At 66.2% G+C, this 23,944-nt stretch carries 21 protein-coding genes and 1 pseudogene; 7 read left to right on the top strand and 15 right to left on the bottom strand.

Annotated elements, in window-relative coordinates; genetic code table 11:
* Window positions 1–126 precede the first annotated feature (126 nt).
* The 8 genes and pseudogenes from CAL18_RS11670 to CAL18_RS11635 all read right to left on the bottom strand — a co-directional run.
* Window positions 127–369, bottom strand: a pseudogene (locus tag CAL18_RS11670) (YchJ family protein); the annotation flags it as partial.
* Between the two features lie 15 nt (window positions 370–384).
* Complete coding sequence (locus CAL18_RS11665) at window positions 385–765, bottom strand: hypothetical protein (RefSeq protein ID WP_026639129.1); 381 nt, start codon at window positions 763–765, stop codon at window positions 385–387.
* Window positions 766–808: 43 nt separating this feature from the next.
* Window positions 809–2,074 (bottom strand): glutamate-5-semialdehyde dehydrogenase, encoded by a 1,266-nt coding sequence (locus CAL18_RS11660; RefSeq protein ID WP_094817889.1) that lies wholly within the window; start codon window positions 2,072–2,074, stop codon window positions 809–811.
* A gap of 79 nt (window positions 2,075–2,153) precedes the next feature.
* A complete protein-coding gene (gene holA, locus CAL18_RS11655) occupies window positions 2,154–3,206 on the bottom strand; it encodes a DNA polymerase III subunit delta (RefSeq protein ID WP_094817888.1) in 1,053 nt (350 codons plus the stop codon).
* A 3-nt stretch (window positions 3,207–3,209) separates the two neighbouring features.
* On the bottom strand, window positions 3,210–3,869 hold the full coding sequence (gene lptE, locus CAL18_RS11650) for an LPS assembly lipoprotein LptE (RefSeq protein WP_094796867.1): 660 nt from the start codon (window positions 3,867–3,869) through the stop codon (window positions 3,210–3,212).
* A gap of 11 nt (window positions 3,870–3,880) precedes the next feature.
* Window positions 3,881–6,538 carry a leucine--tRNA ligase gene (leuS, locus tag CAL18_RS11645; protein WP_026639125.1) on the bottom strand — a complete coding sequence of 886 codons (2,658 nt, stop codon included), beginning with the start codon at window positions 6,536–6,538 and terminating at the stop codon, window positions 3,881–3,883.
* 81 nt (window positions 6,539–6,619) lie between these two features.
* Window positions 6,620–7,846 (bottom strand): MFS transporter, encoded by a 1,227-nt coding sequence (locus CAL18_RS11640; protein WP_094817887.1) that lies wholly within the window; start codon window positions 7,844–7,846, stop codon window positions 6,620–6,622.
* Between the two features lie 114 nt (window positions 7,847–7,960).
* Window positions 7,961–8,386 carry an HU family DNA-binding protein gene (locus CAL18_RS11635; RefSeq protein WP_026639123.1) on the bottom strand — a complete coding sequence of 142 codons (426 nt, stop codon included), beginning with the start codon at window positions 8,384–8,386 and terminating at the stop codon, window positions 7,961–7,963.
* Window positions 8,387–8,755: 369 nt separating this feature from the next.
* Here CAL18_RS11635 and CAL18_RS11630 point away from each other — a divergent pair, with 369 nt between their 5' ends.
* Both CAL18_RS11630 and CAL18_RS11625 read left to right on the top strand, forming a co-directional pair.
* Window positions 8,756–9,304: a hemerythrin domain-containing protein gene (locus CAL18_RS11630; protein WP_026639122.1), complete on the top strand. Its 549-nt coding sequence runs from the start codon at window positions 8,756–8,758 to the stop codon at window positions 9,302–9,304.
* A 120-nt stretch (window positions 9,305–9,424) separates the two neighbouring features.
* Window positions 9,425–11,269 (top strand): SulP family inorganic anion transporter, encoded by a 1,845-nt coding sequence (locus CAL18_RS11625; RefSeq protein ID WP_170940328.1) that lies wholly within the window; start codon window positions 9,425–9,427, stop codon window positions 11,267–11,269.
* An 8-nt stretch (window positions 11,270–11,277) separates the two neighbouring features.
* Here CAL18_RS11625 and CAL18_RS11620 read toward each other — a convergent pair whose 3' ends face one another.
* The 6 genes from CAL18_RS11620 to CAL18_RS11595 form a co-directional block, all read right to left on the bottom strand.
* Window positions 11,278–12,042: an ABC transporter ATP-binding protein gene (locus CAL18_RS11620; RefSeq protein ID WP_094817885.1), complete on the bottom strand. Its 765-nt coding sequence runs from the start codon at window positions 12,040–12,042 to the stop codon at window positions 11,278–11,280.
* Window positions 12,039–13,910, bottom strand: coding sequence for an ABC transporter permease (locus tag CAL18_RS11615; RefSeq protein WP_094817884.1), 1,872 nt, complete (start codon window positions 13,908–13,910; stop codon window positions 12,039–12,041). The genes CAL18_RS11620 and CAL18_RS11615 overlap by 4 nt, the downstream gene beginning before the upstream one ends.
* On the bottom strand, window positions 13,910–15,124 hold the full coding sequence (locus CAL18_RS11610) for an ABC transporter substrate-binding protein (protein ID WP_051423705.1): 1,215 nt from the start codon (window positions 15,122–15,124) through the stop codon (window positions 13,910–13,912). The genes CAL18_RS11615 and CAL18_RS11610 overlap by 1 nt, the downstream gene beginning before the upstream one ends.
* A 105-nt stretch (window positions 15,125–15,229) precedes the next feature.
* Window positions 15,230–15,397, bottom strand: a complete 168-nt coding sequence (rpmG, locus tag CAL18_RS11605; protein ID WP_003810296.1) for a 50S ribosomal protein L33 — start codon at window positions 15,395–15,397, stop codon at window positions 15,230–15,232.
* Window positions 15,398–15,432: 35 nt separating this feature from the next.
* Window positions 15,433–15,669, bottom strand: coding sequence for a 50S ribosomal protein L28 (gene rpmB / locus CAL18_RS11600; protein ID WP_081745672.1), 237 nt, complete (start codon window positions 15,667–15,669; stop codon window positions 15,433–15,435).
* Window positions 15,670–15,861: 192 nt separating this feature from the next.
* On the bottom strand, window positions 15,862–17,067 hold the full coding sequence (locus tag CAL18_RS11595; protein WP_094817883.1) for a multidrug effflux MFS transporter: 1,206 nt from the start codon (window positions 17,065–17,067) through the stop codon (window positions 15,862–15,864).
* 138 nt (window positions 17,068–17,205) lie between these two features.
* Here CAL18_RS11595 and CAL18_RS11590 point away from each other — a divergent pair, with 138 nt between their 5' ends.
* The 4 genes from CAL18_RS11590 (at window position 17,206) to CAL18_RS11575 (ending at window position 22,144) form a co-directional block, all read left to right on the top strand.
* Entirely contained in the window at window positions 17,206–18,468 is a 1,263-nt protein-coding gene (locus CAL18_RS11590; RefSeq protein WP_094817882.1) for a class I SAM-dependent methyltransferase, read from the top strand.
* Between the two features lie 487 nt (window positions 18,469–18,955).
* Complete coding sequence (locus CAL18_RS11585) at window positions 18,956–19,957, top strand: ABC transporter substrate-binding protein (RefSeq protein WP_026639116.1); 1,002 nt, start codon at window positions 18,956–18,958, stop codon at window positions 19,955–19,957.
* A gap of 103 nt (window positions 19,958–20,060) precedes the next feature.
* On the top strand, window positions 20,061–20,918 hold the full coding sequence (locus CAL18_RS11580; protein ID WP_026639115.1) for an ABC transporter permease: 858 nt from the start codon (window positions 20,061–20,063) through the stop codon (window positions 20,916–20,918).
* Entirely contained in the window at window positions 20,915–22,144 is a 1,230-nt protein-coding gene (locus tag CAL18_RS11575) for a quaternary amine ABC transporter ATP-binding protein (protein ID WP_026639114.1), read from the top strand. The genes CAL18_RS11580 and CAL18_RS11575 overlap by 4 nt, the downstream gene beginning before the upstream one ends.
* A 15-nt stretch (window positions 22,145–22,159) precedes the next feature.
* On the opposite strand, the gene CAL18_RS11570 is transcribed toward CAL18_RS11575, so the two are convergent.
* Entirely contained in the window at window positions 22,160–22,534 is a 375-nt protein-coding gene (locus CAL18_RS11570; protein ID WP_026639113.1) for a tautomerase family protein, read from the bottom strand.
* A gap of 163 nt (window positions 22,535–22,697) precedes the next feature.
* On the opposite strand from CAL18_RS11570, the gene CAL18_RS11565 reads away from it, so the two are divergent.
* Complete coding sequence (locus tag CAL18_RS11565; RefSeq protein ID WP_094817895.1) at window positions 22,698–23,879, top strand: acetyl-CoA C-acyltransferase family protein; 1,182 nt, start codon at window positions 22,698–22,700, stop codon at window positions 23,877–23,879.
* The last annotated feature ends 65 nt before the right edge of the window (window positions 23,880–23,944 follow it).

The following is a 23,944-nucleotide window of genomic DNA, read 5'->3' as shown; positions in this document are numbered from 1 at the left end:
ACACCGAACGCCCGCATAGCGCGCTGGGATACTTAACGCCGGAGCAGTTTGCTCAGGCGCATCGACAACAACGGTTTTTAACCCTGGACTCTATGTCGGTGCCGTACTAAGTCTGGGGGCAGGTCACAGCCATTTCAGGTCGGGTGGATTGGGTTCGAGCTGGGGCGGACGCGTATCGGGATGCCAGGTATCGAGCAGGTACTGCAGCTCGTCGAGCACAAAGGCGCTATAGCGCGACCGCATCAAGGCTTCAGCGGTGGGCGCCATCAGGCGGCGCGGCCCCTGGTGCCAGAGCTGGCAGCATTGCTGGTAGCTGGAGCCACTGCCGCACGGGCAGGGTTGTAGGGCGGGTGGATGGGCTTTGTGCATGGCCCCGGCCCCGCCTTAGCGGTACATCAACAGCATGACCCAGACGGCGATCATGGCCACCAGGCCCACCCAGCACGACGCCCAGAAAACGACAACCGGCGCCTTTACGCTGAAGGGTGTGCGTTTGGGATCGACATGGCTGAGCAGCGCGTTGGCGCGGCCGAACAATCCGAAATTCAACCCGGGAAACGCCAGGCGGAAAAAATAGTCTTGCAGGATTGCTGTCTTGACCGCGAAAGGAAAACGTCGGAATGGCCCGTGCTTGAGCAGCGGGTGCTGCAGCGTATTGTTGATGTGATCGGCGCGCACAAAGAACACCAGCACGGCGCATATTGTGCAGACCAGGAAGCAGAGAGTGACCAGGCTGAAGGCGTAGGCAAGAACTTGCGTGGGCATGGAAATGATACGTTTGGTACGTGACTGGGCCGGATAATGCCGGTTATCCGCGGGTCTGGCCTTCGCCGCTGAGTACCCATTTCAGGGTGGTGAGGCCTTCGAGCCCCACCGGACCCCGGGCATGCAGGCGATTGGTGGAGATGCCGATTTCGGCGCCGAGGCCATATTCGAACCCGTCGGCAAAGCAAGTGGGCAGGTTGACGTAAACGGAACTGGAGTCGACCTCGCGCTGGAAGCGCTGGGCTGCCGAGAGATCTTCGGTGACGATCGCGTCCGTGTGCCCCGAACCCCAGCGCGCGATATGTTCGATGGCTTCGTCCAGGGAATCGACGATGCGCACGGCCAGGATGGGAGCCAGGTATTCGGTGGCCCAGTCTTCGTCGGTGGCCGGCTTGGCTGCCGGGACGATGTCGCGAGTGCGGGGGCACCCGCGCAATTCGACGCCATGGGCGGCGAAGGCCGCGGCAATGCGCGGCAGGATGGACACGGCGACGCTGGCATCGACCAGCAGCGTTTCCATGGCGCCGCAGATGCCGTAGCGGTAAGTCTTGGCGTTGAGTGCGATGGCAAGCGCTTTTTCGGGGTCGGCGGCCGCGTCGATGTACACGTGGCAGTTGCCGTCGAGGTGCTTGATGAGCGGCACGCGGGCTTCGTTGGCCAGGCGCGCGATCAGGCCTTTTCCGCCGCGCGGCACGATGACGTCGATGTGTTCCGTCATGGTGATGAGCTTGCCTACCGCGGCGCGGTCGGTGGTGTTGACGACCTGTACGGCCTCGGCCGGCAAGGCAGCCGCGCGCAGGCCTGCCTGAACCACGTCGCCCAGCGCGAGATTGGAATGCACGGCTTCGCTGCCGCCGCGCAAAATGGCGGCGTTGCCGGATTTGAGGCAAAGCGCGGCGGCATCGATGGTGACGTTGGGCCGCGATTCATAAATGATGCCGATAACGCCGAGCGGGACGCGCATCTGCGCCACCCGCATGCCGTTGGGCCGCAGGGTGCTTGCCGTGATCGTGCCGACAGGATCAGGCAGCGCGGCTATCTGGCGCAGGCCGCTTATCATGAGGTCGAGGCTTTTGTCGGACAGCGTCAGGCGGTCGAGCAGGGCGGGTTCGAGTCCGGCCGCGCGCGCGGCGTCGACGTCCTGTGCGTTGGCTGCCTTGAGCCCGGCCCGGCTGTCGCCCAGAGCGTCGGCCATGGCGTGCAGCGCCTGGTTTTTGGCGGCGCCGCTGGCGCGCATCATGGCGCGCGAAGCGCGGCGGGCGTTTTCGCCCAGGGTCAGCATGGCGGTGTCGATGTCAGTAGCGGGCATCACGTATCTTGCATGGTTGGTGTCGGCGGCGCGGCGTGCCGTCGGCGTAGAGTTCGAGTGTAGCGTGTTGCGTCGGGGCTCAGGCCCGGCCGGCCGCCGCCACACGCAGCGCCAGGCGCGTCATTTCTTCCCAGGGATCGGCAAGCCGGCCGGGGACGTGCAGGCCCTTGATCAGACGGTCGACCTCGTGGGCATGTTGCACCGCCGAGGGCCAGGCTCGCGCGGGCACGCGGCCCAGGGCCTGCAGGGCCAGCCGTTCGTGGGCGCCGAATATGCGCAGCCGTCGCATCATGGCGCCGGTGTCTTGCCCCGCGGCACGCGCCTCGGCGACACGCGCCAGCAGGCGGATTTCGTCGCCCACCGCCCATAGCACCAGCGGGAGCGCTTCGCCTTCGTCGCGCAGGCCGGCGATCATGCGTACGGTGCGCGGGACATCGCCCGCGAGCATGGCATCGCGCAGGCCGAAAACGTCGTAGCGGGCCACGTTGAGCACCGCGCGTTCGACGTCTTCGGCGGCCAGCTGGCCTTCGGGATAGAGCAGCGCCAGCTTTTGGATTTCCTGGTGGGCGGCAAGCAGGTTGCCTTCGACCTTGTCGGCCATCCATTGCAGTGTGGCGTTGTCGGTGCGCTGCTGCTGGCGCGCCAGCCGTGCGGCGATCCAGGCGGGCAGGCGGCTGCGTTCGATGGATGGCAGTTCGACCATGACGCCGGAGGCCGCCAGCGCCTGCGCCCATTTGGTGTCGCGCGTGGCTTTGTCCAGGCGGGGCAAGGTGACCAACAGCAGCGTGTCCGGGTCGGGCTGGCGCGCGGCCTGCTCGGCCAGGCGAGTCAGTGTGTCGCCGCCGGTTTTGCCGGGTTTGCCGGTGGGCAGCTTGATTTCGAGTATGCGTCGGTCGCCGAACAGCGACACGCTCTGGGTGGCGGCCGCCACGGCGCTCCAGTCGCTGCGGGCATCCATGACCATCGTGGTGCGGTCGGTGTAGCCGGCCGCTCGCCCTGCGGCACGCAAGGCGTCGATGGCCTCGGTGACCAGCAGCGGTTCGTCGCCCGACACCGTGTAGAGGGGCGCAAGCTGCCCGCCCGCGCGCTGCAGGTGGTCGGCCAGCCGGTCGCCATCGAGCGCCTGCGCCATGGCTTACCAGGCGCCGGTGCCGGGCGAGGCCGGCGTCTGCCAGGTTTCCGGGTTGGCGTCCGACGGCATGGCGTTGGGGTCGTAGACCGGCAGGTCGGGATCGGCATCGCCGCGGGCGGCGGCTTCGGCCGCCTCGCGCACATCGGGCGCCGTGAGGCGGCGTATCAGGCGGCTGACCAGGGATTGCTGCATGGACTGGTAAAGGCTTTCGATCTGGCCCTGCTTGGCCTGCACGACCTGGTCGTCATAGGGCATCTCGCGGTACACCGACAGCGTGGTGTCGGGCAGGAGCGCCACCCCCTTGTTGGTGATGAGCCGGAAGGTGAAGTCGATGCCGAGTTCGTATTCCTCGACGCGGCCTTGCGCATTGAGCGAGACTTCGCGCAGCGTGCGCCGGTTGCGCACTGACTGCAGGATGGCCTGGGCGTCGCCCGGCTCGTCTACAAGTGTGGTGTTGGGCGACGCGGCACGCAGCGCGCGCCGGATGTCGGCGCCGAACCGGGTGTTGTCGGGAATGCCGACATACATGGTGTCGAAGGGCAGCGGCGTGGTGCCGCGCAATGCAAACCCGCACGCCGCAAGCAGCATGACGGCCGCCAGGCCGGCCGCGCGCAGCAGCCAGCGGGATGGAAAGCGTTGCGGACGATGCGGTGCGGGATGCATGCGATACCTCTTCAGCCTACGACATTGACCAGCTTGCCCGGCACGACGATGACGCGCTTGGGCGGCCGGCCCTCGAGGAAACGGGCCACTTCGTCCTGGGCCGCGGCGATTTGCTCGATATCGGCCTTGGACGCCTGCGCGGACACCCGGATGGCGCCGCGCAGCTTGCCGTTGACCTGCAGCACCAGCTCGATTTCGTCGGCGACCAGGGCGGCTTCGTCGACCTGGGGCCAGGGCGCGTCGAGCAGGTCGCCCAGGCTGCGAGCGTACCCGAGTTCGCGCCACAACAGCCAGGTGACATGGGGCACGACGGGGTACAGCACCCGCAGCAGCACACCCAGTGTTTCGGCGCGCGCGGCGTCGGCGTGCGTGCCTTCGGGCAGCTTGGCGTCGTCCATGGCGTTGAGCATTTTCATGCAGGCCGACACCACGGTGTTGTACTGGATGCGCTGGTAATCGTAATCGGCTTGCTTGAGCAGGCCATGGATTTCGCGGCGCAGGTCTTTGACGGCAGCGGGCGCCTGGGACCAGTCGGCACCGCCGTCCAGGCCGCGCGCGACGGCATCGCGGTGGGCATGGCAGTGCGCCCACAGGCGGCGCAGGAAGCGGTTGGCGCCTTCGACCCCGGAGTCGGACCATTCGAGCGTCTGTTCCGGCGGGCTGGCGAACATGACGAACAGGCGCGCCGTGTCGGCGCCGAGCGTGTCGATCAATGCCTGGGGATCGACGCCGTTGTTCTTGGACTTGGACATCGTGCCCACGCCGCCGTAGTTCACCTCGGAACCATCGGCCTTGTGGCGCGCACTGGTGATGGCGCCTTTGGCGTCATAGACGTTTTCGACTTCGTCGGGCCAGAAGTACTCGATGCCGCCCTGCGGGTTCTTGCGCGAGTAGATGTGGTTGAGCACCATGCCCTGGCAGAGCAGGCGAGTGAAGGGCTCGTCGAACTTCAGCAGGCCCAGGTCGCGCATGACGCGCGTCCAGAAACGCGCATACAGCAGGTGCAGCACGGCGTGTTCGATGCCCCCGATGTACTGGTCCATGGGCATCCAGTAGTCGTTGCGGGCATCTACCATGGCCTGGTCGTTGTCGGGCGAGGTATAGCGCATGAAGTACCACGACGAATCGACGAAGGTGTCCATGGTGTCGGTCTCGCGGCGCGCGGGCTTGCCGCAACGGGGGCACGAGCACGACAGGAAGGCTTCGTTCTTGGCGAGCGGGTTGCCGGTGCCGTCGGGAATGAGGTCGTCGGGCAGCACGACGGGCAGGTCTTGCTCGGGCACCGGCACGGGGCCGCAGTCGGCGCAGTGGATGATGGGGATGGGGGTGCCCCAGTACCGCTGGCGCGAGATGCTCCAGTCGCGCAGGCGCCAGGTGGTCTGCTTTTCGCCCAGGCCTTGCGCGGCGAGATCCGCGGCGATGGCGTCGACCGCCTGGCTGTACGACAGGCCGTCATATTTGCCCGAGTTGACCGTGCGGCCAATCTGCTTGTCGGCATACCAGTCTTGCCAGGCGTCGGTGGAGTACGTCTTTCCTTCGACGCCGATGACTTGCCGGATGGGCAGCTGGTACTTGCGGGCAAAGGCGAAATCGCGTTCGTCGTGCGCCGGCACACCCATGACGGCGCCGTCGCCGTAGCTCATGAGCACGTAGTTGCCCACCCAGACATCGACGGGCTCGCCCGTGATGGGGTGCGTGACGGCAAGGCCCGTGGGCATGCCGGCCTTCTCGCGCGTGGAAACTTCGGCTTCGGTGGTGCCGCCGACCTTGCATTGCTCGATGAATTCTGCAAGCGCGGCGTTGTCGCGGGCGGCATGCGTGGCCAGCGGATGCTCGGGCGCCACGGCGCAGAACGTGACACCCATGATCGTGTCCGCGCGGGTGGTGAATACGTAGAGCTTGCCATCCTGGATGAGCTTTCCGTCGGCGCCGGCGATGGTGTGCGGGAACGCAAAGCGCACGCCCTCGGATTTGCCTATCCAGTTTTCCTGCATGATGCGCACGCGTTCGGGCCAGCCCGGCAGCCCCGATTGGACCTGGTCGAGCAGTTCGTCGGCGTAATCGGTGATGCGCAGGTAGTAGCCGGGGATTTCACGCTTTTCGACCGGGGCGCCCGAGCGCCAGCCGCGGCCGTCGATGACCTGCTCGTTGGCAAGGACGGTCTGGTCGACCGGGTCCCAGTTGACCACCTGGGTCTTGCGGTAGGCGATGCCTTTCTCGAGCATCTTCAGGAACAGCCATTGGTTCCATTTGTAGTACTTGGGGTCGCACGCGGCGATTTCACGCGACCAGTCGATGGCCAGCCCCATCGCCTTCATTTGCTTTTTCATGTAGGCGATGTTGTCGTAGGTCCATTTGGCTGGCGGCACCCTGGACTTGATGGCGGCGTTCTCGGCCGGCATGCCGAAGGCGTCCCAGCCCATGGGCATGAGCACGTTGTAGCCGCGCATGCGCAGCTGGCGCGCCATCATGTCGTTGATCGTGTAGTTGCGGACGTGGCCCATGTGCAGCTTGCCGCTGGGGTAGGGCAGCATCGAGCACGCATAGAATTTGGGCTTTTCGGAGCCGTCGGCGGCGCGGGCGTGCTCGGTGACACGATAGACGTCGCGGGCCTGCCAGTCTTGTTGGGCGGCCGCTTCGACGGCGGTGGGGCTGTAGCGTTCCTGCATGGACCTGTGCGCGATTCTAGTAGAGAGGAAAGGCCGCAGCGCGCCAGGCGCCGGCGGTTAAACCATTGATTATAGAAGTACCTAGCCTTGGGCAGGCGGTGACGGGTTTTCGGGCAGGCGCGCGGCGCGGGCGCGCCATGCGTAGGCCAGGGCGGCCGCGCTGACCGCCGTGCCGCCCGCGACCACCCCGGGCCAGCCCGTATGGGCATAAAGCGCGGCGGATGCCAGCGAGCCGGCGGCGCCGCCCACGAAGTAGCACGTCATGTATCCGGCGGTAAGGCGGCTGCGCGCATCCGGGCGCAGCCGGTACAGGGCGCTCTGGTTGGTGACGTGCACCCCCTGGATCGCCATGTCGAGCAAGAGGATGCCGCACAGCAGGGCGGCCAGGGAGTATTGCGCCATGCCCAGCAAGGCCCAGGAGCCAAGCAGCACCGCCAGGCCCGCGCGCGTGGCCAGGTTGCCGCGCCCGCGGTCGCTGAGGCTGCCGTAGCGATTGGCGGCAACGGCGCCGGCAGCGCCGGCAAGGCCGAACAGGCCGATGGTGGCGTCGCCGTACGAGTAGGGCGGATTGGCCAGGAGGAATGTCAGCGGGGTCCAGAGCATGCTGAACGCCGCGAAGATCAGCGCGCCGATCAGCGAGCGGGCGCGCAGCAGCGGCTCGCTTGCATAGAGGTGGAAGATCGACGCCAGCAGGCCCGGGTAGTTGTGGGTGTTGGGCGTGCGATAGCGAGGCAGCACGCGCCACAGGGCGCCGGCCATGGCCAGTACCAGCAGCGCCGCCACCCAGTACACGGTGCGCCAACTGCCCAGTTCGGCCAGCATGCCGGCGAAGGTTCTTGCGAGCAGTATGCCCAGCAGCAGCCCGCTCATGATGGTGCCGACCGCCTTGCCACGCTGGCTGGGCGAAGCCAGCGTGGCGGCAAAGGGTACGAGCACCTGGGCCACGACCGACAAGAAGCCCGTGATGGCCGTGCCGGCCAGCAGCATTGAAATGCTGGTGGCGCAAGCCGAGAGTAGCAGGCCGACCGCGCCGAGCGCCGTCATGAGCACGATGAGAACCCGCCGCTCGACCATGTCGCCCAGCGGCACGAGCAGCAGCAGGCCGGCGGCGTACGACAGCTGCGCGGTCGTGACGATACTGCCCGCCGCGGTTTCGGACAGGGCGAATTGCTGCCCAATGGTGTGCAGCAGCGGTTGAGCGTAGTAGTTGCTGGCGACGACCAGGCCGGTGGCCGCGGCCATCAGCAGGGTGACGGGCGTCGTCAGTGCCGGTGTGACGCTATCGTGGTGCGGGGACGGACGGGACATCGGAAACGGAAAAGGCGTGAAGGCCGGACGATACGGCGGCGCGGCAGGCCCGAAAACGGCAAGGCCCGCCTCTGGCGAGACGGGCCTTGCCGGTGAGGCTGTCGGACGGGGCGCTTATTGCGCGGCGTCTTTCAGCTTCTTGAGCGGACGGACCTTGACCTTGACCGAAGCGGGCTTGGCCGGGAACCAGCGCTCTTCGCCGGTGAACGGGTCTTTGCCGAAGCGCTTGGGCTTGGCAGGCACCTTCTGGACCGACACCTTGAACAGGCCGGGCAGGCTGAATTCGCCTGCGCCCTTCTTGTCCACGGAACCGAGCACGGCGCCTTCCAGGCCCGCCAGCACGGCCTTGACCGACTTGGCTTCCACGCCGGTCTGTTCAACCAGGTGAGCGATCAGTTGCGATTTGTTCAGGGCTTGCTTGATGGCGCGGGGAGCGGCCGCTTTCTTCGCGGCGGGCTTGGCGGCGGTTGCCTTCTTGGCCGGAGCCTTGGCGGCGGTCTTGCTGACTTTCTTGGCGGGAGCTTTTGCTTTGGTAGCCATGGTCGAAATCCGTATGTTGAGGACACGAGATAGCGCGGCACCGAAGATCGGCACTTGGCACCTCGCGCCCGATAATAGCGGAACTTCCCAATTGCGCGCGTATTTCGGGACGCGGTATTTGCAAAACCTGTTGTTTTCCGGCCAAAAACGCGTGTTTTCAGCTTTTCGGCCCCCTATGCGGATCCATGGCTGCACAGTGTTTGCGGCAAGCTCGCGGCGCGCTGCCGAAGGTGGGCCGCAGACGATGTATGTACCGCGTTCAGGCGCTATGCTTGCCGGAAGCCTTGGCGAACGCGCGATGGCGGTTCGCGCTCTTGCGAAACGCGCGCGAGGCGCTTTATCCGAACGGCAATCCAGAAAGGCAGAATCATGGCTATGCATATTCCCGGGTTTTCGACGCCGGCGGCGGGACCGGACCAGCCCCTGGCGCTGCTGGCGGCCTGCCACGAGCGCATGGAGCGCCAGTGCGCGACCCTGCGCCGGCTGGCTGCGCATGTGGCCGCGCACGGCGCCGACGACATGGCGCGCACGGCCGCGGCCAGCGTGCTGCGATACTTCGACACGGCGGCCGTGCATCACCACCAGGACGAGGAAGAAGACCTGTTTCCGGCGCTGATCGAGTCGATGGCGGGGTCCGATGCGCGCTGCCTGCATGCGCTGGTGGATGGCCTGACGCAGGAGCATCGGCAGCTTGAAGCGGCTTGGAGCGGGCTGCAGGCCGTGCTGCAGGCGTGGAGCGACGGCCGGCCTGCCGAGTTGGATCCCGCGCGCGTGGAGGCGTTCTGTTCTTTGTATGCGGAGCATATCCGGCGCGAGGACGAAGAGCTCCTGCCCATGGCGCAACGGCTGATCGACGATCACGCCCTGGCCGACATGAGCCGGGCCATGCGCGCGCGACGCGGCGGAGGCGCCGCCTGACTGCGGTGCGAACGTTGCATTGCACGAGGCTGTGGAAGGGTTTACGCTAGACGCCCGCCGTGCCGGGCCTTGCGGCCTGCCGGCACGGATTCGATAACGACAACGGGGAGATGGCGGCGCGTGGGCAAGCTGGCAAGCAGGTTATTCGGTGCCTGGGTGTACGAGGTCGATCGTCACACGCTGCGCGCGGATGCGCTCGCCGGGCTGCTGGGCGCGCTGCTGGTGTTGCCGCAAGGCGTTGCATTCGCCACGCTGGCCGGACTGCCGCCCGAATACGGCCTGTATTCGGCCATTGTGCCTTGTGTGGTGGCGGCGCTGTTCGGCTCGAGCCGCCATGTGGTGTCCGGCCCCACGAACGCCAATTCGCTGGCGCTGTATGCGGTGCTGGCGCCGCTGGCGATAGCCGGCAGCGAGGCCTATATCCAGCTGGCGCTGGCAGTGACCATCCTGGTCGGCATACTGCAATGGCTGGTGGGAACCTTGCGCCTGGGCTCGCTGGCCAACTTCATTTCTCCGTCCGCCCTGTTCGGCTTCACCAGCGGAGCGGCCCTGCTGATCTGCGTGCATGCGCTGAAGGACGCGCTGGGTCTGGCGCCCGTCCAGGGACATGGCGCCGGCGCCGTCCTGGCGGCGGTGGCGCGGGGGATAGGCCAGTTGCACTGGGGCGCCTTGCTGGTTGCGGTGGCCACCATCGCGGCGTCACTGGCCGTGCGCCGCGCAAGCCGCCGCAAGCCGCACATGCTGATCGGGCTGGCGGTGGGCACCGCATTGGCCGCCGCGTTGAATGCGTGGGTGTTCGAGCCCGCCGGGCGGCCCATTTCCGTGTTGGGCAGCCTGGCGCAGCCCTGGCCGCCTTTTCACGTTCCCGATATCGACTGGGGCAAGCTGCCAGACCTGCTGGGCCTGGCTTTCGCGCTGTCTATCGTGGCGCTGGCGCAATCCATTTCCATTGCCAAGGCCGTGGCAATGCGTTCGGGCCAGCCTATCGACGCGAACCGTGAATTCGTGGGCCAGGGCCTTTCGAATATTGTGGGCGGCTTTTTCTCGTCGTACCTGTCATGCGGGTCGCTGAACCGGTCGATTCCAAACTATGAGGCGGGCGCGCGCACGCCCATGGCGGCAGTCTTCGCCGCGCTCTTGCTGATTGTGCTGGTGACTGCCAGCGCATCATTGCTGGCCCTGATTCCCCATGCCGCGATCGCGGGGCTGCTGATCCTGGTGGGCTGGAACCTGCTCGACCTGCCGCGCTGGCGCGCGACCGCGCGCGTGCAGCGCAGCGAGTGCATGATCGCGCTGGCCACCATGGTGGCCACGGTGACTATCCGCATGGAAATCGCCATTTTGCTGGGCACATTGTTGTCGCTGATGGTCTACCTGCACCGTACATCGCATCCGGCCATGCGTACCATGGGTTTCGATGCCCGCGATCCGGATCGCCATTTTGCAGTGCTGGATGGGCTGCCCGATGCGTTGCCCGAATGCCCGCAACTGAAGCTGCTGCGCATGGAGGGCTCGGTGTATTTCGGCGCGGTGGCGCATGTGGCCGACAGGCTTCAGGCCATGCGCGCCGCGCCTGCCGCGCCCCGCCACTTGCTGATCATGGCCAAGAGCATGAACTTCATCGATCATGCGGGCGCCATATTGTGGGAAGACGAGCTGCGCAAGCGGCGAGCGGCCGGCGGCGATCTGTACTTCCATCGGCCCCGGCCGGCCGTGCTGCAGATGTGGCGTCAGACCGGCTTTATCGACCGCCTGGGCGCGGACCACGTGTTCCCGGACAAACGCACTGCCATTGCTGACATCTACATGCGCCTGGACCCCGATATCTGCGCAAGTTGCAGCGCACGCATTTTCCACGAGTGCGGGCCGATGGGGTATGCGGGGCAGCGCGCGGCCTGTGCCGGGGGCCGGGCCGGGGATGCCGATGGCGCCGCGGGCGCGCCGGCGCCGCAGGCCGGCGCCTGACATACCGGTCAGTTCAACGGATCGAGCGGATCGGAGCCCAGGTAGGCCGCCTTGACGCGCGGATCGGCGGCGATGGCCGCGGGCTGGCCTTCTGCAAGCACCTGGCCACGCACCAGCACGACGATGCGGTCGGCATGCTGAAATACCACGTCGAGACTGTGCTCGGTGAACAGCACGGCGATGCGGCGGGTGTCGGCAAGATTACGGGTGAGTTGCATCAAGGCGTGCCGTTCGCTGGTAGCCATGCCCGCCGTGGGTTCGTCCATGAGCAGCAGGCGCGGCTCGTGCGCCAGCGCCATGGCCAGTTCGACGCGCTTGACGTCGCCATAAGCCAGTTCGCCGCAGGGTCGGTGCGCCTGGGCGGCCATGCCGACCTGGTCGAGCAGGGCCAGGGCGGCGTCCGTGCCGTGGCGATCGGCGCGCCGCCAGCTTGCGTACAGCTTGCCGTCGCGGGCGAGCAACGCTGTCTGCACATTTTCCTGGGCGCTCATCGAGCGGAACGTGGCGGCGGTCTGGAAGGTGCGGCCGACGCCTTGACGCCAGATCTGCTGGGGACGCAGGCCGACGAGTTCGCGCCCATCGAGCAGTACCGAACCCGAATCCGGACGCATCTGCCCGCTCAGCGCGTTGAAGCACGTGGACTTGCCCGCGCCGTTGGGGCCGATGAGCGCCAGCATGTGGCCGGCAGCCAGCGAGAACGAAACGTCGTCCAGCGCATGGATGCCGCCGAACGACTTGCGCAGGCCGCGCACCTGCAGCAGCGGCGTCGTCATGATGTGGCGCTCCTGCGCACAAGCCCGGCCAGGCCATCGGGGCGTGCAACGACCAGCGCAAGCACGGCCAGGCCCAGCACGGCGTGCCAATATTCGGTAAGGCGGGCCGCCGTGTCCTGCAGCCAGGTATAGGCGAATGCACCGGCCAACGGCCCGACGAGCGACTGTACCCCGCCCAGCAGGACCATCACCAGGCCGTCTACTGAGCGGCTGACGCTGAGCACGTCGGGCGCGATGCTGCCTTTGGAATACGCATAGAGCGAGCCGGCCAGGCCGGCTGCCAGCGCGGCCGCAGTGAACCCGGCCCACTGCACCCGTTGCACGTCGATGCCGATAGCCTGTGCACGCAGCGTCGAGTCACGTGCGCCGCGCAGGGCGTAGCCCAGGCCGGAGAACACCAGCCGGCGCAGCCAGGCGATACCCGCCACGCTCAGCAACAGCGTGGCGTAGTAGTAAGCCGTGCCGCTGGACAGCCAGTCGGAGGGCCACAGGCCGATCAATCCGTTGCTGCCGCCTATGGCGTCCCATTGGTATGCCAGCGCCCACAGGATCTGCGCGCAGGCCAGCGTGAGCATGGCCAGGTATACGCCCGACAGGCGCACGCAGAACCAGCCGAAGAACAGCGCGCCCATGGCGGCAACCAGCGGCCCGGCGAGCAGCGCGGCTTCCATGGGCAGCGCCGCCAGCTTCATGAGCAGTGCGGCTCCGTAGGCGCCCAGGCCGAACCAGGCGGCGTGTCCGAACGAGGTCATGCCGGCGGGGCCGATAAGGAAATGCAGGCTGGCCGCGAAAAGTGCGGCGATCAGGATTTCGGTGAACAGTACGGTGAGATAGGGCCAGGCGGCGGCGATCCACGGCAGGGCCACCAGCCCTGCCAGCACGACGCCGTAGGCCAGCCGCGCGCGGCGCGATGCGCGAGCCACCGGGCGGCTTGCGGTCTCGGCCGCGCCGGCGGGTTCGGGCGGCTTGCCCAGCAGCCCCCAGGGGCGCAGCACGAGCACCACGGCCATGATGGCGAACTCGGCGACCAGGGTGAGTTTGGACAGGTTGAACGTCCAGGGCCCTATCTGCGTCTGGCCCATGTATACGAACACGGCCTTGGCCAGGCAGATCAGCAGCGCGGCGAGGAACGCGCCAGGCACGGAGCCCAGGCCGCCCACTACCACCACGACGAAGGCGCTGGCGATGATTTCGAGATCGAGCCCGAGCGTGGCCGGCATGCGCGGCGCGGCCATGGCCCCGCCCAGCCCGGCCAGCAGGGCGCCCAGCGCGTATGCCGAGGTGAACAGCCATGCCTGGTTGACGCCCAGCGCGGCGAGCATCGTGCGGTTTTCGGCCGCGGCGCGCAGCAGCCGGCCCCAACGGGTGCGCATCAGCAGCAGCCACAGCAGGCCCAGCACCAGCGGCCCCAGCAGGATGAGCAGCAAGTCATACTGGGGAAAGCGGCGGCCCAGGATCTCGACGGCGCCGTCCAGGCCTGGCGCGCGCGCGGCGAACAGATCGGTGGGGCCCCATATTGCCAGCGCGGCATCGCCGATGATGAGCACCAGCGCAAACGTCGCCAGCAACTGGAAGAGTTCGGGAGCCTGGTAAATGCGCCGCAGCACCAGGATTTCGATGAGCGCGCCCAGCACGCCCACGGCCAGGGCGGCCAGGGGCAGGGCGATCCAGTAGCCCCATGCGCTGCCGCCCAGCCATGAAGTGAGCGTGAACGCCAGGTATACGCCCAGCATGTAGAACGACCCGTGCGCGAAATTCACGATACGGGTAACGCCGAAGATGAGCGACAGCCCGGCGGCCACCAGGAACAGCGCGCTGGCGTCAGCCAGGCCGTTGAGCAGCTGCAGCAGCAGGCCGGAGGCGTTCATCAGGGCGCGGGGCGCAGCTGCCGCACGTATTCATCGGGGGGCTGCAGGCGGCTGCCGTCCAGGTAGGAGAAATCTTTCATGATGCCCTGGCCGTCCTGGACAGCCGTCACGCCCACATAGACGCCCATGGTGGATTGATGATCGATCGGGCGGTAAGTGATGGGCCCGAAGGGCGATTCGAGCTGCAGGCCCGAGAACGCCTCGACCAGTTTTTCGGTATCGGTGCTGCCCGCGCGCTTGATGCCCGCCGCAATGGACATCAGCGACGCATAGCCCACCACCGAGCCGACTTTGGGCGTTTCGTTGAAACGCTTGCGATAGGCGTCGGCGAAAGCCTTGTGCTGCGGCGTGTCGATGGCATACCAGGGATAGCCGGTGACGATCCAGCCTTCGGGCGTGTCCGCGCCCAACGGCTCGAGGTATTCGGGCTCGCCCGTCAGCACCGACACCACGGCGCGATTCTCGAACAGCCCCCGCGTGTTGCCTTCGCGCACAAAGCGGGTGAGGTCTGCGGCAAACAGCACGTTGAAGATGGCGTCGGGCCTGGCATCGGCCAATGCCTGCACCACGGCGCCCGCGTCGATCTTGCCCAGCGGCACAGCCTGCTCGGCAACGAACTCGATGTCGGGCTGGAATGAGGTCATCATGGCCTTGAACGTGGCGATCGCCGACTGGCCATATTCGTAATTGGGATAGACCAGGGCCCAGCGTTGCTTGCGCAGCGCCAGGGCCTTGGGCGCCAGGGCCGCCACGTGCATCCAGGTCGAGGGGCGCAGCCGGTAGGTGTAGCGGTTGCCGTCCTGCCAGGTGATCTTGTCGGTAAGGGGCTCGGCGGCCAGGAAGAACACCTTGCGCTGCTTGGCGAAATCGGTCAGTGCCAGTCCGGTGTGCGACAGGAAGCCGCCGAACAGCAGTTCGACCTTTTCGCGGCTGATGAGCTCTTGGGCGGCGCGCACCGAATCGCCCGGATTGCCGTTGTCGTCGCGCCAGATTACCTGCAGCGGCCGGCCCAGCACGCCGCCCTGCGCGTTGATTTGCTCTTGCGCCAGCTGCCAGCCCATTTTATAGGGCGCCAGGAACGCCGGTATGGCCTTGTAGCTGTTGATTTCGCCGATGCGGATCGGGGCGGCATCGTTTTTGGCGTGGGCCGTGGGCGCTATGGCGAGCGCCGCGGCGATCACGGCGGCATGCAACAGGGTCGGGATTCGGAACATGGCGGTCTGCGAGGCGCGTGGAAGGTGGGTGAACCGGGCGGCAACGCCGCGCAAAAAAACGGCCCCGCAGGGCAGGGCCGTATAACTATACCTAAACCAGCCGGATTACTTCAGCTTGGTTTCTTTGTAATCAACGTGCTTGCGAGCGACGGGATCGAACTTCTTGATCAGCATCTTCTCGGGCATGTTGCGCTTGTTCTTGGTGGTGGTGTAGAAGTGGCCCGTGCCAGCAGTGGACTCGAGCTTGATCTTTTCGCGGATGCCTTTGGCCATGTCGTGCTCCTAGATGTAGATGAGGGAGGGCCGGGTCAGGCCACTTCGCCGCGGGCGCGCAGATCGGCCAGTACGGCGTCGATGCCGACCTTGTCGATGATGCGGATGGCCTTGGCGGAAACACGCAGGCGGACCCAGCGGTTTTCGCTTTCAACCCAGAACCGGCGCGTTTGCAGGTTGGGCAAGAAGCGACGCTTGGTCTTGTTGTTGGCGTGTGAAACGTTGTTGCCCGTCATCGGGGCTTTGCCAGTTACTTGGCATACGCGTGCCATGTTTTTTACCTCTGTTCTGGCCGCGATGGGGAAGGAAAGACAGGTGGATGGGCTTGCGCCCGTGCTTATACCCGCTGCCTGCCGCCCAATACACGGGTGGTGGTCAAAAAGTGGCGGCCGCAAAGCATAGCGACCGCACACGGGAAAACTTAACGTGAAGCTCGCCATTCTAGCCTGAAAAACCCAATTAAATCAAGCGGCGGGGCGGTGTTCCGCTGGGGCGGCGTGGCCCGATAGCCACGACAGGCAGGCGCAGCCGGCCAGAACCGCTGCCAGGGGCAATGGGCCGGCGCCCTGCCAGGCGCTGACCACGAAGCCCGCCAAGGCCCCGCACGACAATTGCAGCGTGCCGAGCAGGGCGGATGCGGCGCCCAGCCGGGAGCCTTGCTCGGACAGGGCCAGCGCGGCGGAATTCGGGTTGACGAAGCCCTGGCTGAACATGTATCCGATCAGGCAGGCCATGAGCAGCGGCAGGGTCATCAGGCCCGCAAGCGCCAGCGCCAGCGCCGCGAGGCTGGACGCGGCCAGCGCGGCCAGCGCCCGGCGTTGCAGCTGCCTTGGCGTATGCGAGCGCAGCAGCCGGGCGCTGACCTGCGAGCCGGCGATCAGGCTGGCGGCATTGGCGCCGAACAGGAACCCGTAGTGCTGGGGATCGACGCCGTACAGCTCGATGAATACGTGGGGCGAACTGACGATATAGGCGAACATGCCGGCCTGTCCGAAGCCGCCGGCCAGGCTGTGCGAGACGAACCCGCGATGCCGCATCAGCGCGGCGTAGTTGCGTGCGATGGGCGCCGCGCCCAGTGGCTGCACGCGCGACGGGTCCAGGGATTCGCGCATGATCAGCGCCGTGGCCACGAGCAGGGCCAGTGCGCCGGCCGCCATCAGCCAGAACAGGCTGCGCCAGCCCGACACCATCAACAGCTGGCCTCCCGCGATGGGCGCCAGAATCGGCGCGAGCCCCATGATGAGCATCAGCAGTGACATGGCCCTTGCCGCGTCCTGTGTTTCGTAGTGGTCGCGGATGACTGCCCGGGGAATCACCACGCCCGCGGCGCCGCCCAGCGCCTGCAGCACCCGGAAGACGGTCAGGGCCTGCACACTGCCCGACAGCGCGCAGCCGACTGATGCGGCAACATAAAGCACCATGCCGGCCAGCATGGGCTTCTTGCGGCCGTAGCGGTCGGCCAGCGGCCCATACACCACCTGCGCCAGCGCCATGCCCACCAGGTACGCGGCCAGCGTGCGCTCGATTGCGCCGCGCGGCACTTGCAGATCGCTGGCGATGGCCGGGAAGGCCGGCAGGTACATGTCGATGGAAAACGGCCCGATAGCCGTCAGGGCGCCCATGAGGATGAGCCAGCCTGGCAGGTAGCGGGTGAGAGAGCGGGGCAGCATGCGGCGAGAAGCGTCTGTGCCGCCCCGGTACGTGGGAGGCGGGCGGCAAGCCGACGACTGTATCATGAGCGCCAGCCTCTTACGGGCTGCAATGGTTTCCGATAAAGTTGCCAAGTTCTTTCATATCGGGGAGAAGCTGTGAATCCTTTGCTGTCTGTTGTAGAACGCAAATTGCAGTCCCTGCCGGTTACCGTGCAATTGGAACTGCCCGATGGAACCACGGTCGGCCAGGCCGACCCACAGGTACGCTTCGTGGCGCGAGACAAGTCTGCGCTTGCTCACCTGGCAGAGGGGGCGGTGGGCGTACTGGGCCAGGATTACGTCGAGGGCCGCGTCGATATCCAGGGCAATATGCGTCACGTCATGCAGGCTGCCGCGGCGCTGTTGCCCGGTTCGCCGGTCGAGGCGGCCCGCGGAGGCTGGTTGACCGAACTGGTACGCAAGGTGATTTCGGTATGGCGGCATTCGATCGAGCGGGACGCCAGGCAGATCGAATTCCACTACGACCTGTCGGATGACTTCTACGCCTTGTGGCTGGACCCGCGCAGGGTTTATTCCTGCGCTTATTACCGCACCCCCGACCTGAACCTTGCCCAGGCCCAGGAGGCGAAACTGGATCACATCTGCCGCAAGTTGCGCCTGCAGGCAGGAGAGCGCTTCCTGGACGTGGGCGCCGGCTGGGGAGGCCTGCTGCTCTGGGCAGCCGAGAATTACGGCGTGGACGCCACCGGCATTACGCTTTCGCGCAACCAGCACGCCTATGTAAACAAGCTGATCCAGGAAAAGGGCCTGTCCGGGCGGGTTCGCATGGAACTGCTCGACTACCGCAAGCTGGACGAAACGCAGCCGTACGACAAGCTCGCGTCGGTGGGCATGTTCGAGCATGTGGGCCGCGCGCAGCTGCCGGGATATTTCGCCAAGCTGCATCGCCTGGTCAAGCCCGGCGGGCTGATCATGAACCATGGCATCACGGCGGCCGGCCTGTACAACAGCGAACTGGGCAGCGGCATGGGCGAATTCATCGAGAAGTACATCTTCCCCGGTGGCGAACTGACCCACGTGAGCAGCGTGCTGGAAGCGGTGACCAACGGCGGCCTTGAGACGGTGGATGTCGAAAACCTGCGCCCGCATTACGCCCGTACGCTGTGGGCCTGGAGCGACGCGCTGGAGGAAAGGCTCGCGGACGCCGCACAGGTGTTGCAAGGCGAGCAGGGCGCGCGGTCGCTGCGTGCGTATCGCCTGTACCTGGCGGGTTGCGCCATGGCCTTCCAGCACGGCTGGATCGCCTTGCACCAGATTCTTGCGGTCAATCCGCCTGCTGCCGCCCGGCCCGATGAGCTCGACAACCCGGCTGACCTGGCGTATCCGTGGCGTCGGGACTACATGTACAGCAAGGCGTAAAGTGGACGGCGACCGGGGCGGGATGGCTTTGCCGGACGACGCCGCGCCCCGGCTCGTTTCCGGCGATCACGGAAACGAAGTTTTATCCAACAGGAATTAAATGAAACTAAAAGTTTCTGGCTGAAAGTGGCCCACGCGCCCCGGAGAAATGGGCGCTTCGTCCCGGTGGCGCCGGTCGCGTTCCCGCCTGGATCGGTGCGAATATGTCTGAATGTTACGGCGTTGATCTTGGTCGTGAGAGCAAGATCGGCTAAGATGCCGGCTTCTTCATTCAGTTTCGCTCAATTTTCTGTCAGGTCGCCAGCTGCCCGTGCGGCAGTCGTCCGGCCTGCTGTCTGAATAGTCGCCGCCGCCTTGGCCGCGATTCGTTGCTAGTGTCGGTTTGTATTGGCGGTTCTGCCCGTCTTCCGCACACCCCCTTAGCTCCACGGCATAGCGCAGCGTAGTTTGCTGACGTTGTGTCCCTGAACCTATGGAGGCAAAAGCCATGCGTTTTATCCCCGTCAGATCCCTGGCCGTCGCGGCGGCGTTTCTTGCATTCGCCGGTTCCGCACAGGCCGCCGATGCTCCCAAGTGCGAACTGGACCGCCCGGTGCGGTTCGGCGGCATGAACTGGGAGTCGAACCTGGTGCTGGTGGATGTCCAGCGCTTCATCATGGAAAAGGGTTACGGCTGCAAGACCGAAACCCTGCCCACCGAGACGCTGCCCGCTCTTGCCGCCCTGGAACGGGGCGATCTGGACATCAACTCCGAGGTCTGGCTCAACAGCGTGGCCGAACCCTGGAACCAGGCCGAGAAAACCGGCAAAGTCAAGCGTATCGGCGATGTTTACATGGGAGGGGAGGCCTGGTTTATTCCCCGTTATACGGCCGAACGCCTGCCGGACCTGAAAGCGGCTGCCGACCTGCCCAAGTTCAAGGATGAGTTCAAAGACCCCGAAGAGCCCAGCAAAGGCCGCTTCTATGGCTGCCCGGCCGGATGGGGTTGCGAAGTTGTCAGCACCAACCTGTTCCATGCGCTGAAGCTGGGCGACACCTACACCCTATATTCGCCGGGCACGGGCGCGGCGCAGAAAGCGGCGCTGATGTCGGCGTACAAGCGCAAGCAGAACGTGGTTTTCTACTACTGGTATCCCACCCCCCTGGTGGGCGCGCTGGATCTGGTCAAACTGGAACTGCCGCCGTACGATGCAGAAAAGCACAAGTGCCTGACGGCGCCCAAATGCGCCGACCCGCAACCCAGCGCCTACCCCGAAAACCCGGTGTTCACCGCAGTCAATACCGAGTTCGCGCAGCAGGCTCCGCAACTGACCGAGTTCCTGTCGAAGGTGTCCATCCCGCTGCCCCAGGTCGATGAAACCCTGGCCCACATGGAAGAATCCGGCGACGATTCCGCCGCGGTTGCCCAATGGTTCCTGAAGAACAAGTCCGATGTCTGGACCAAATGGGTGCCGGCCGAGGTGGCCACCCGCGTGCAGGGCGCGCTGTAAACCAGCGCACGCCGCGCGTGGCGGGCGGCGTTCGCCGCCCGCGCGAGCGCATCGCCCGGGGCCTTGCCGATGAACGGGCGGCCCGGGCACGCAAGGAGTTGCTATGTTTCCTGAAATTATTCCGCCGCGCGCTGTGCGCGGCGCTATCGACACCTTTGTCGATCATCTGGTCACGCGCTACGCCGATACGCTCGAAGCGATGTCGCAGCCGTTCTTGCATGTGCTGGTCTGGCTCGAGCAAGTGCTGCGCAGCACGCCATGGTGGATTGTCGTGGCCGTCACGATTGCGATTGCGTGGGCGGTGAGCCGCCGCATCGGGCTGAGCGTCGCGATGGGGGCGCTGTTGTGCGTGATCGGGGTGCTGGGCCTGTGGGATGCGGGCATGCAGACCCTGGCCCTGATGATCATGGCCGCCAGCCTGTCTGTGCTGATCGGCATCCCGGTGGGCATCCTCATGGCGCGGGCCAACTGGCTGCGCTCCATCATGCTGCCCATCCTGGACATCATGCAGACGATGCCCAGCTTCGTTTACCTGATTCCGGTCGTGATGCTGTTCGGGCTGGGCAAGATTCCCGCCATTATCGCGACGGTGATCTATGCCGTGCCTCCGTTGATCCGCCTGACTGACCTGGGCATACGGCTGGTTGACCGAGAGGTCCTGGAAGCGTCGCGCGCGTTCGGCGCGACGGCCCGGCAACAGCTGTTCGGCGTGCAGCTGCCGCTGGCGCTGCCCAACATCATGGCCGGCATCAACCAGACCACGATGATGGCCTTGTCGATGGTGGTGATTGCCTCGATGATCGGCGCGCGCGGCCTGGGCTACGAGGTGCTGCTGGGCATCAACCGCCTGGAAGTCGGGCGCGGGCTGCTGGCCGGGCTGGGCATTGTGGTGCTTGCCGTCCTTTTCGACCGCATCACGCAATCGTACGGACAGCGCGTGCGCAAGGGAGGCCAGCGATGAGCAAGATCGAAGTCAAGAACATCTACAAGGTCTTTGGCCCCCATCCGGCCAAGTGGCTGCAGGCCGCCCAGCAAGGCATGAGCAAGGAAGAGTTGCTGGCCAAGAGCGGCCATACGCTGGGCCTGCGCGATATCAGCCTGTCGATCGAAGAAGGCAGCATCTATGTGATCATGGGGCTGTCCGGTTCCGGGAAGTCGACGCTGATCCGCCATTTCAACCGGTTGATCGAACCCAGCGCCGGCCACATCCTGGTCGATGGCGTGGATGTGGTCAGCCTGGGCCGGCGCGAACTCGAGGCCTTCCGGCAAAAGAAGATGAGCATGGTCTTCCAGCGCTTCGGCCTGTTTCCGCACCGTACGGTGCTCGAAAACGCGGCCTACGGCCTGACCGTGCAGGGCGTCGCGCGCGCCGAGCGCGAGCAGCGGGCGCGACACTGGCTCGACCAGGTGGGCCTGACAGGTTTCGAGGCGCAGTATCCGCACCAGCTGTCGGGCGGCATGCAGCAGCGCGTGGGCCTGGCCCGCGCGCTGGCCACCGATGCCGAGATCCTGCTGATGGACGAGGCGTTCTCGGCGCTGGACCCGCTGATACGCCGCGAGATGCAAGACCATCTGCTGCAGCTGCAAGCCCGGCTGAACAAGACCATCGTGTTCATTACGCACGACCTGGACGAGGCGCTGCGCCTGGGTAACCGCATTGCCATCCTGAAGGACGGCGAGCTGGTGCAGGAAGGGACGCCGGAAGACATCTTGCTGAATCCTGCCACCGACTATGTGCAGGCGTTCCTGCAGGACGTCAACCGAACCAAGGTGCTCAACGCCGCGCATGCCGTGAACCCGCCGCGCCTGACGCTTACCATGCGTTCGCGGCCCAGCCACGCACTGGAACGCATGCGGGCGCTGAGCTTTGAGTATGCGCCCGTGCTCGACGGCAAGCGCCTGGCGGGCGTCCTGACAGCGGAAATGGCCCGGCGCGCCGTCGATACGGGCGCGCGCGACGTGTCGCCCTATGTGGAAGACCTGGCCTCGGTGCCCGCCACGGCTGGCCTGGACGAGGTGCTGGCCCGCCTGGTACACAGCGACCAGCCTGTAGCCGTAACCGGCGAGGACGACGAGTTCATCGGGATGCTGTCGCGCAAAAAAGTGGTGGACCTGGTGACGCCGGCGCTGACCGAACACGTAGGCGACGCCGAGCCGGCGAATTCGGATACGCCCTCGGCCGCCTAGGGCGAAAAGCGCGGCCTAGCGTCCCGCGGCCTGCGCGGTGATCCCGCCTGCCACGCCCATGTCGGTCTTGGGCACATCGGCGAGGATTACCCGCACGTCGTCCTGCGAGATGTTCACGCTGGTGTGGATGGCGCTGCTCAGGGCCGCGATCAGCGCGGCCTTTTGAGCGTCGGTGCGGCCTGCTATCAGGCGTACCACGACCAGGGCCATGGCCTTGCCGATTTCGCCCGCCACGATGACATGCTCGGGGGCGACCTCTTCGAGCACGATGCGTATCGAGGGCAGGGGCGCGCCGATGCTGTCCACCACGGCGGTGGAACAGTTCTTCAGCAGGGCTGCCTTCTGCCGGGCGTCGTGGCCCTGCATGATCTGTATGTTGAGGATGGGCATCGCGGCTCCTTGGTGGAATGGCGGGCCCGGGGCCCGCGCATGGCTGGGATGCGCGCATCATAGCAATCCGCACGGCCCGCCCCGCCGGGTGGCGGCGCGCACGTTATCATCGTTTTTATCGACGTCAGCCGGCATGGTGCCGGCAATTGCCTGGGAGATCACCATGAACGAAGTCGTTGTCGTTGCCGCCGCCCGTACCGCCATTGGTGATTTCGGCGGCGCGCTGAAAGACGTGCCGCCTGCCGACCTGGGGGCGACCGCCATTAAAGAGGCATTGTCGCGCGCGGGCGTGCCAGGCGCCGAAGTGGGCCATGTTGCCGTGGGCCATGTCATCAACACCGAGCCGCGCGATATGTATTTGTCGCGGGTGGCGGCCATGAATGCGGGCATTGGCAAGGAAACGCCGGCGTTCAACGTGAACCGGCTGTGCGGGTCGGGCCTGCAGGCCATTGTGTCGGCCGCGCAGACCATCATGCTGGGCGATGCCGACATTGCAGTGGGCGCGGGCGCCGAAAGCATGAGCCGCGCGCCGTATATCGCCCCGGCGCAACGCTGGGGCGCGCGCATGGGCGATGCGGCGCTGGTCGACATGATGACCGGCGCGCTGTCGGACCCCTTCGGCCGCATGCACATGGGCGTAACGGCCGAAAACGTGGCCGCCCGCTTCGGTATCAGCCGCGCCGACCAGGACTCGCTGGCGGCCGAGTCGCATCGCCGCGCTGCCGCGGCGATAGATGCGGGGCATTTCCGGGAACAGATCGTGCCCGTCGTCATCAAGACGCGCAAGGGCGAGGTCACGTTCGATACCGACGAACACGTGCGCCGCGATGTCACCGCCGAGAGCCTGGCCGGCCTGAAGCCGGTGTTCAAGAAAGAAAACGGCACGGTGACGGCCGGCAACGCCTCGGGTCTCAACGACGGCGCGGGTGCGGTGGTATTGATGAGCATGGCGGCGGCCGAGCGGCGCGGCGCCAAGCCGCTGGCGCGCCTGGTGGCCTACGCGCACGCTGGCGTGGATCCCGAAATCATGGGCATCGGGCCGGTGCCGGCCACGCAGGCGGCGCTCAAGCGGGCGGGTCTGACGGTAGACCAGCTGGACGTGATCGAGGCCAATGAAGCCTTCGCGGCACAGGCTTGCGCGGTGGCGCGCGAACTGGGCCTGGACCCCGCCAAGGTCAATGCCAACGGCAGCGGCATCAGCCTGGGGCATCCCATCGGCGCCACGGGCGCCATCATCACCGTCAAGGCGCTGTATGAGTTGCAGCGGGTAAAGGGCCGCTATGCGCTGGTGACCATGTGCATAGGCGGCGGGCAGGGCATCGCCGCGATATTCGAGCGGGTCTGAATAAAGGCGGCGCCCGGCGCCGCTTTTGTTATTGGGCGGCGCACGGAAATCCCTGTGCCGCCCAT

The organism is Bordetella genomosp. 7 (assembly GCF_002261415.1).
GTDB lineage: Bacteria > Pseudomonadota > Gammaproteobacteria > Burkholderiales > Burkholderiaceae_B > Bordetella_A.
Note: the sequence above shows the minus strand (reverse complement) of the source record. Positions and strands in the feature narration are given on the sequence as shown.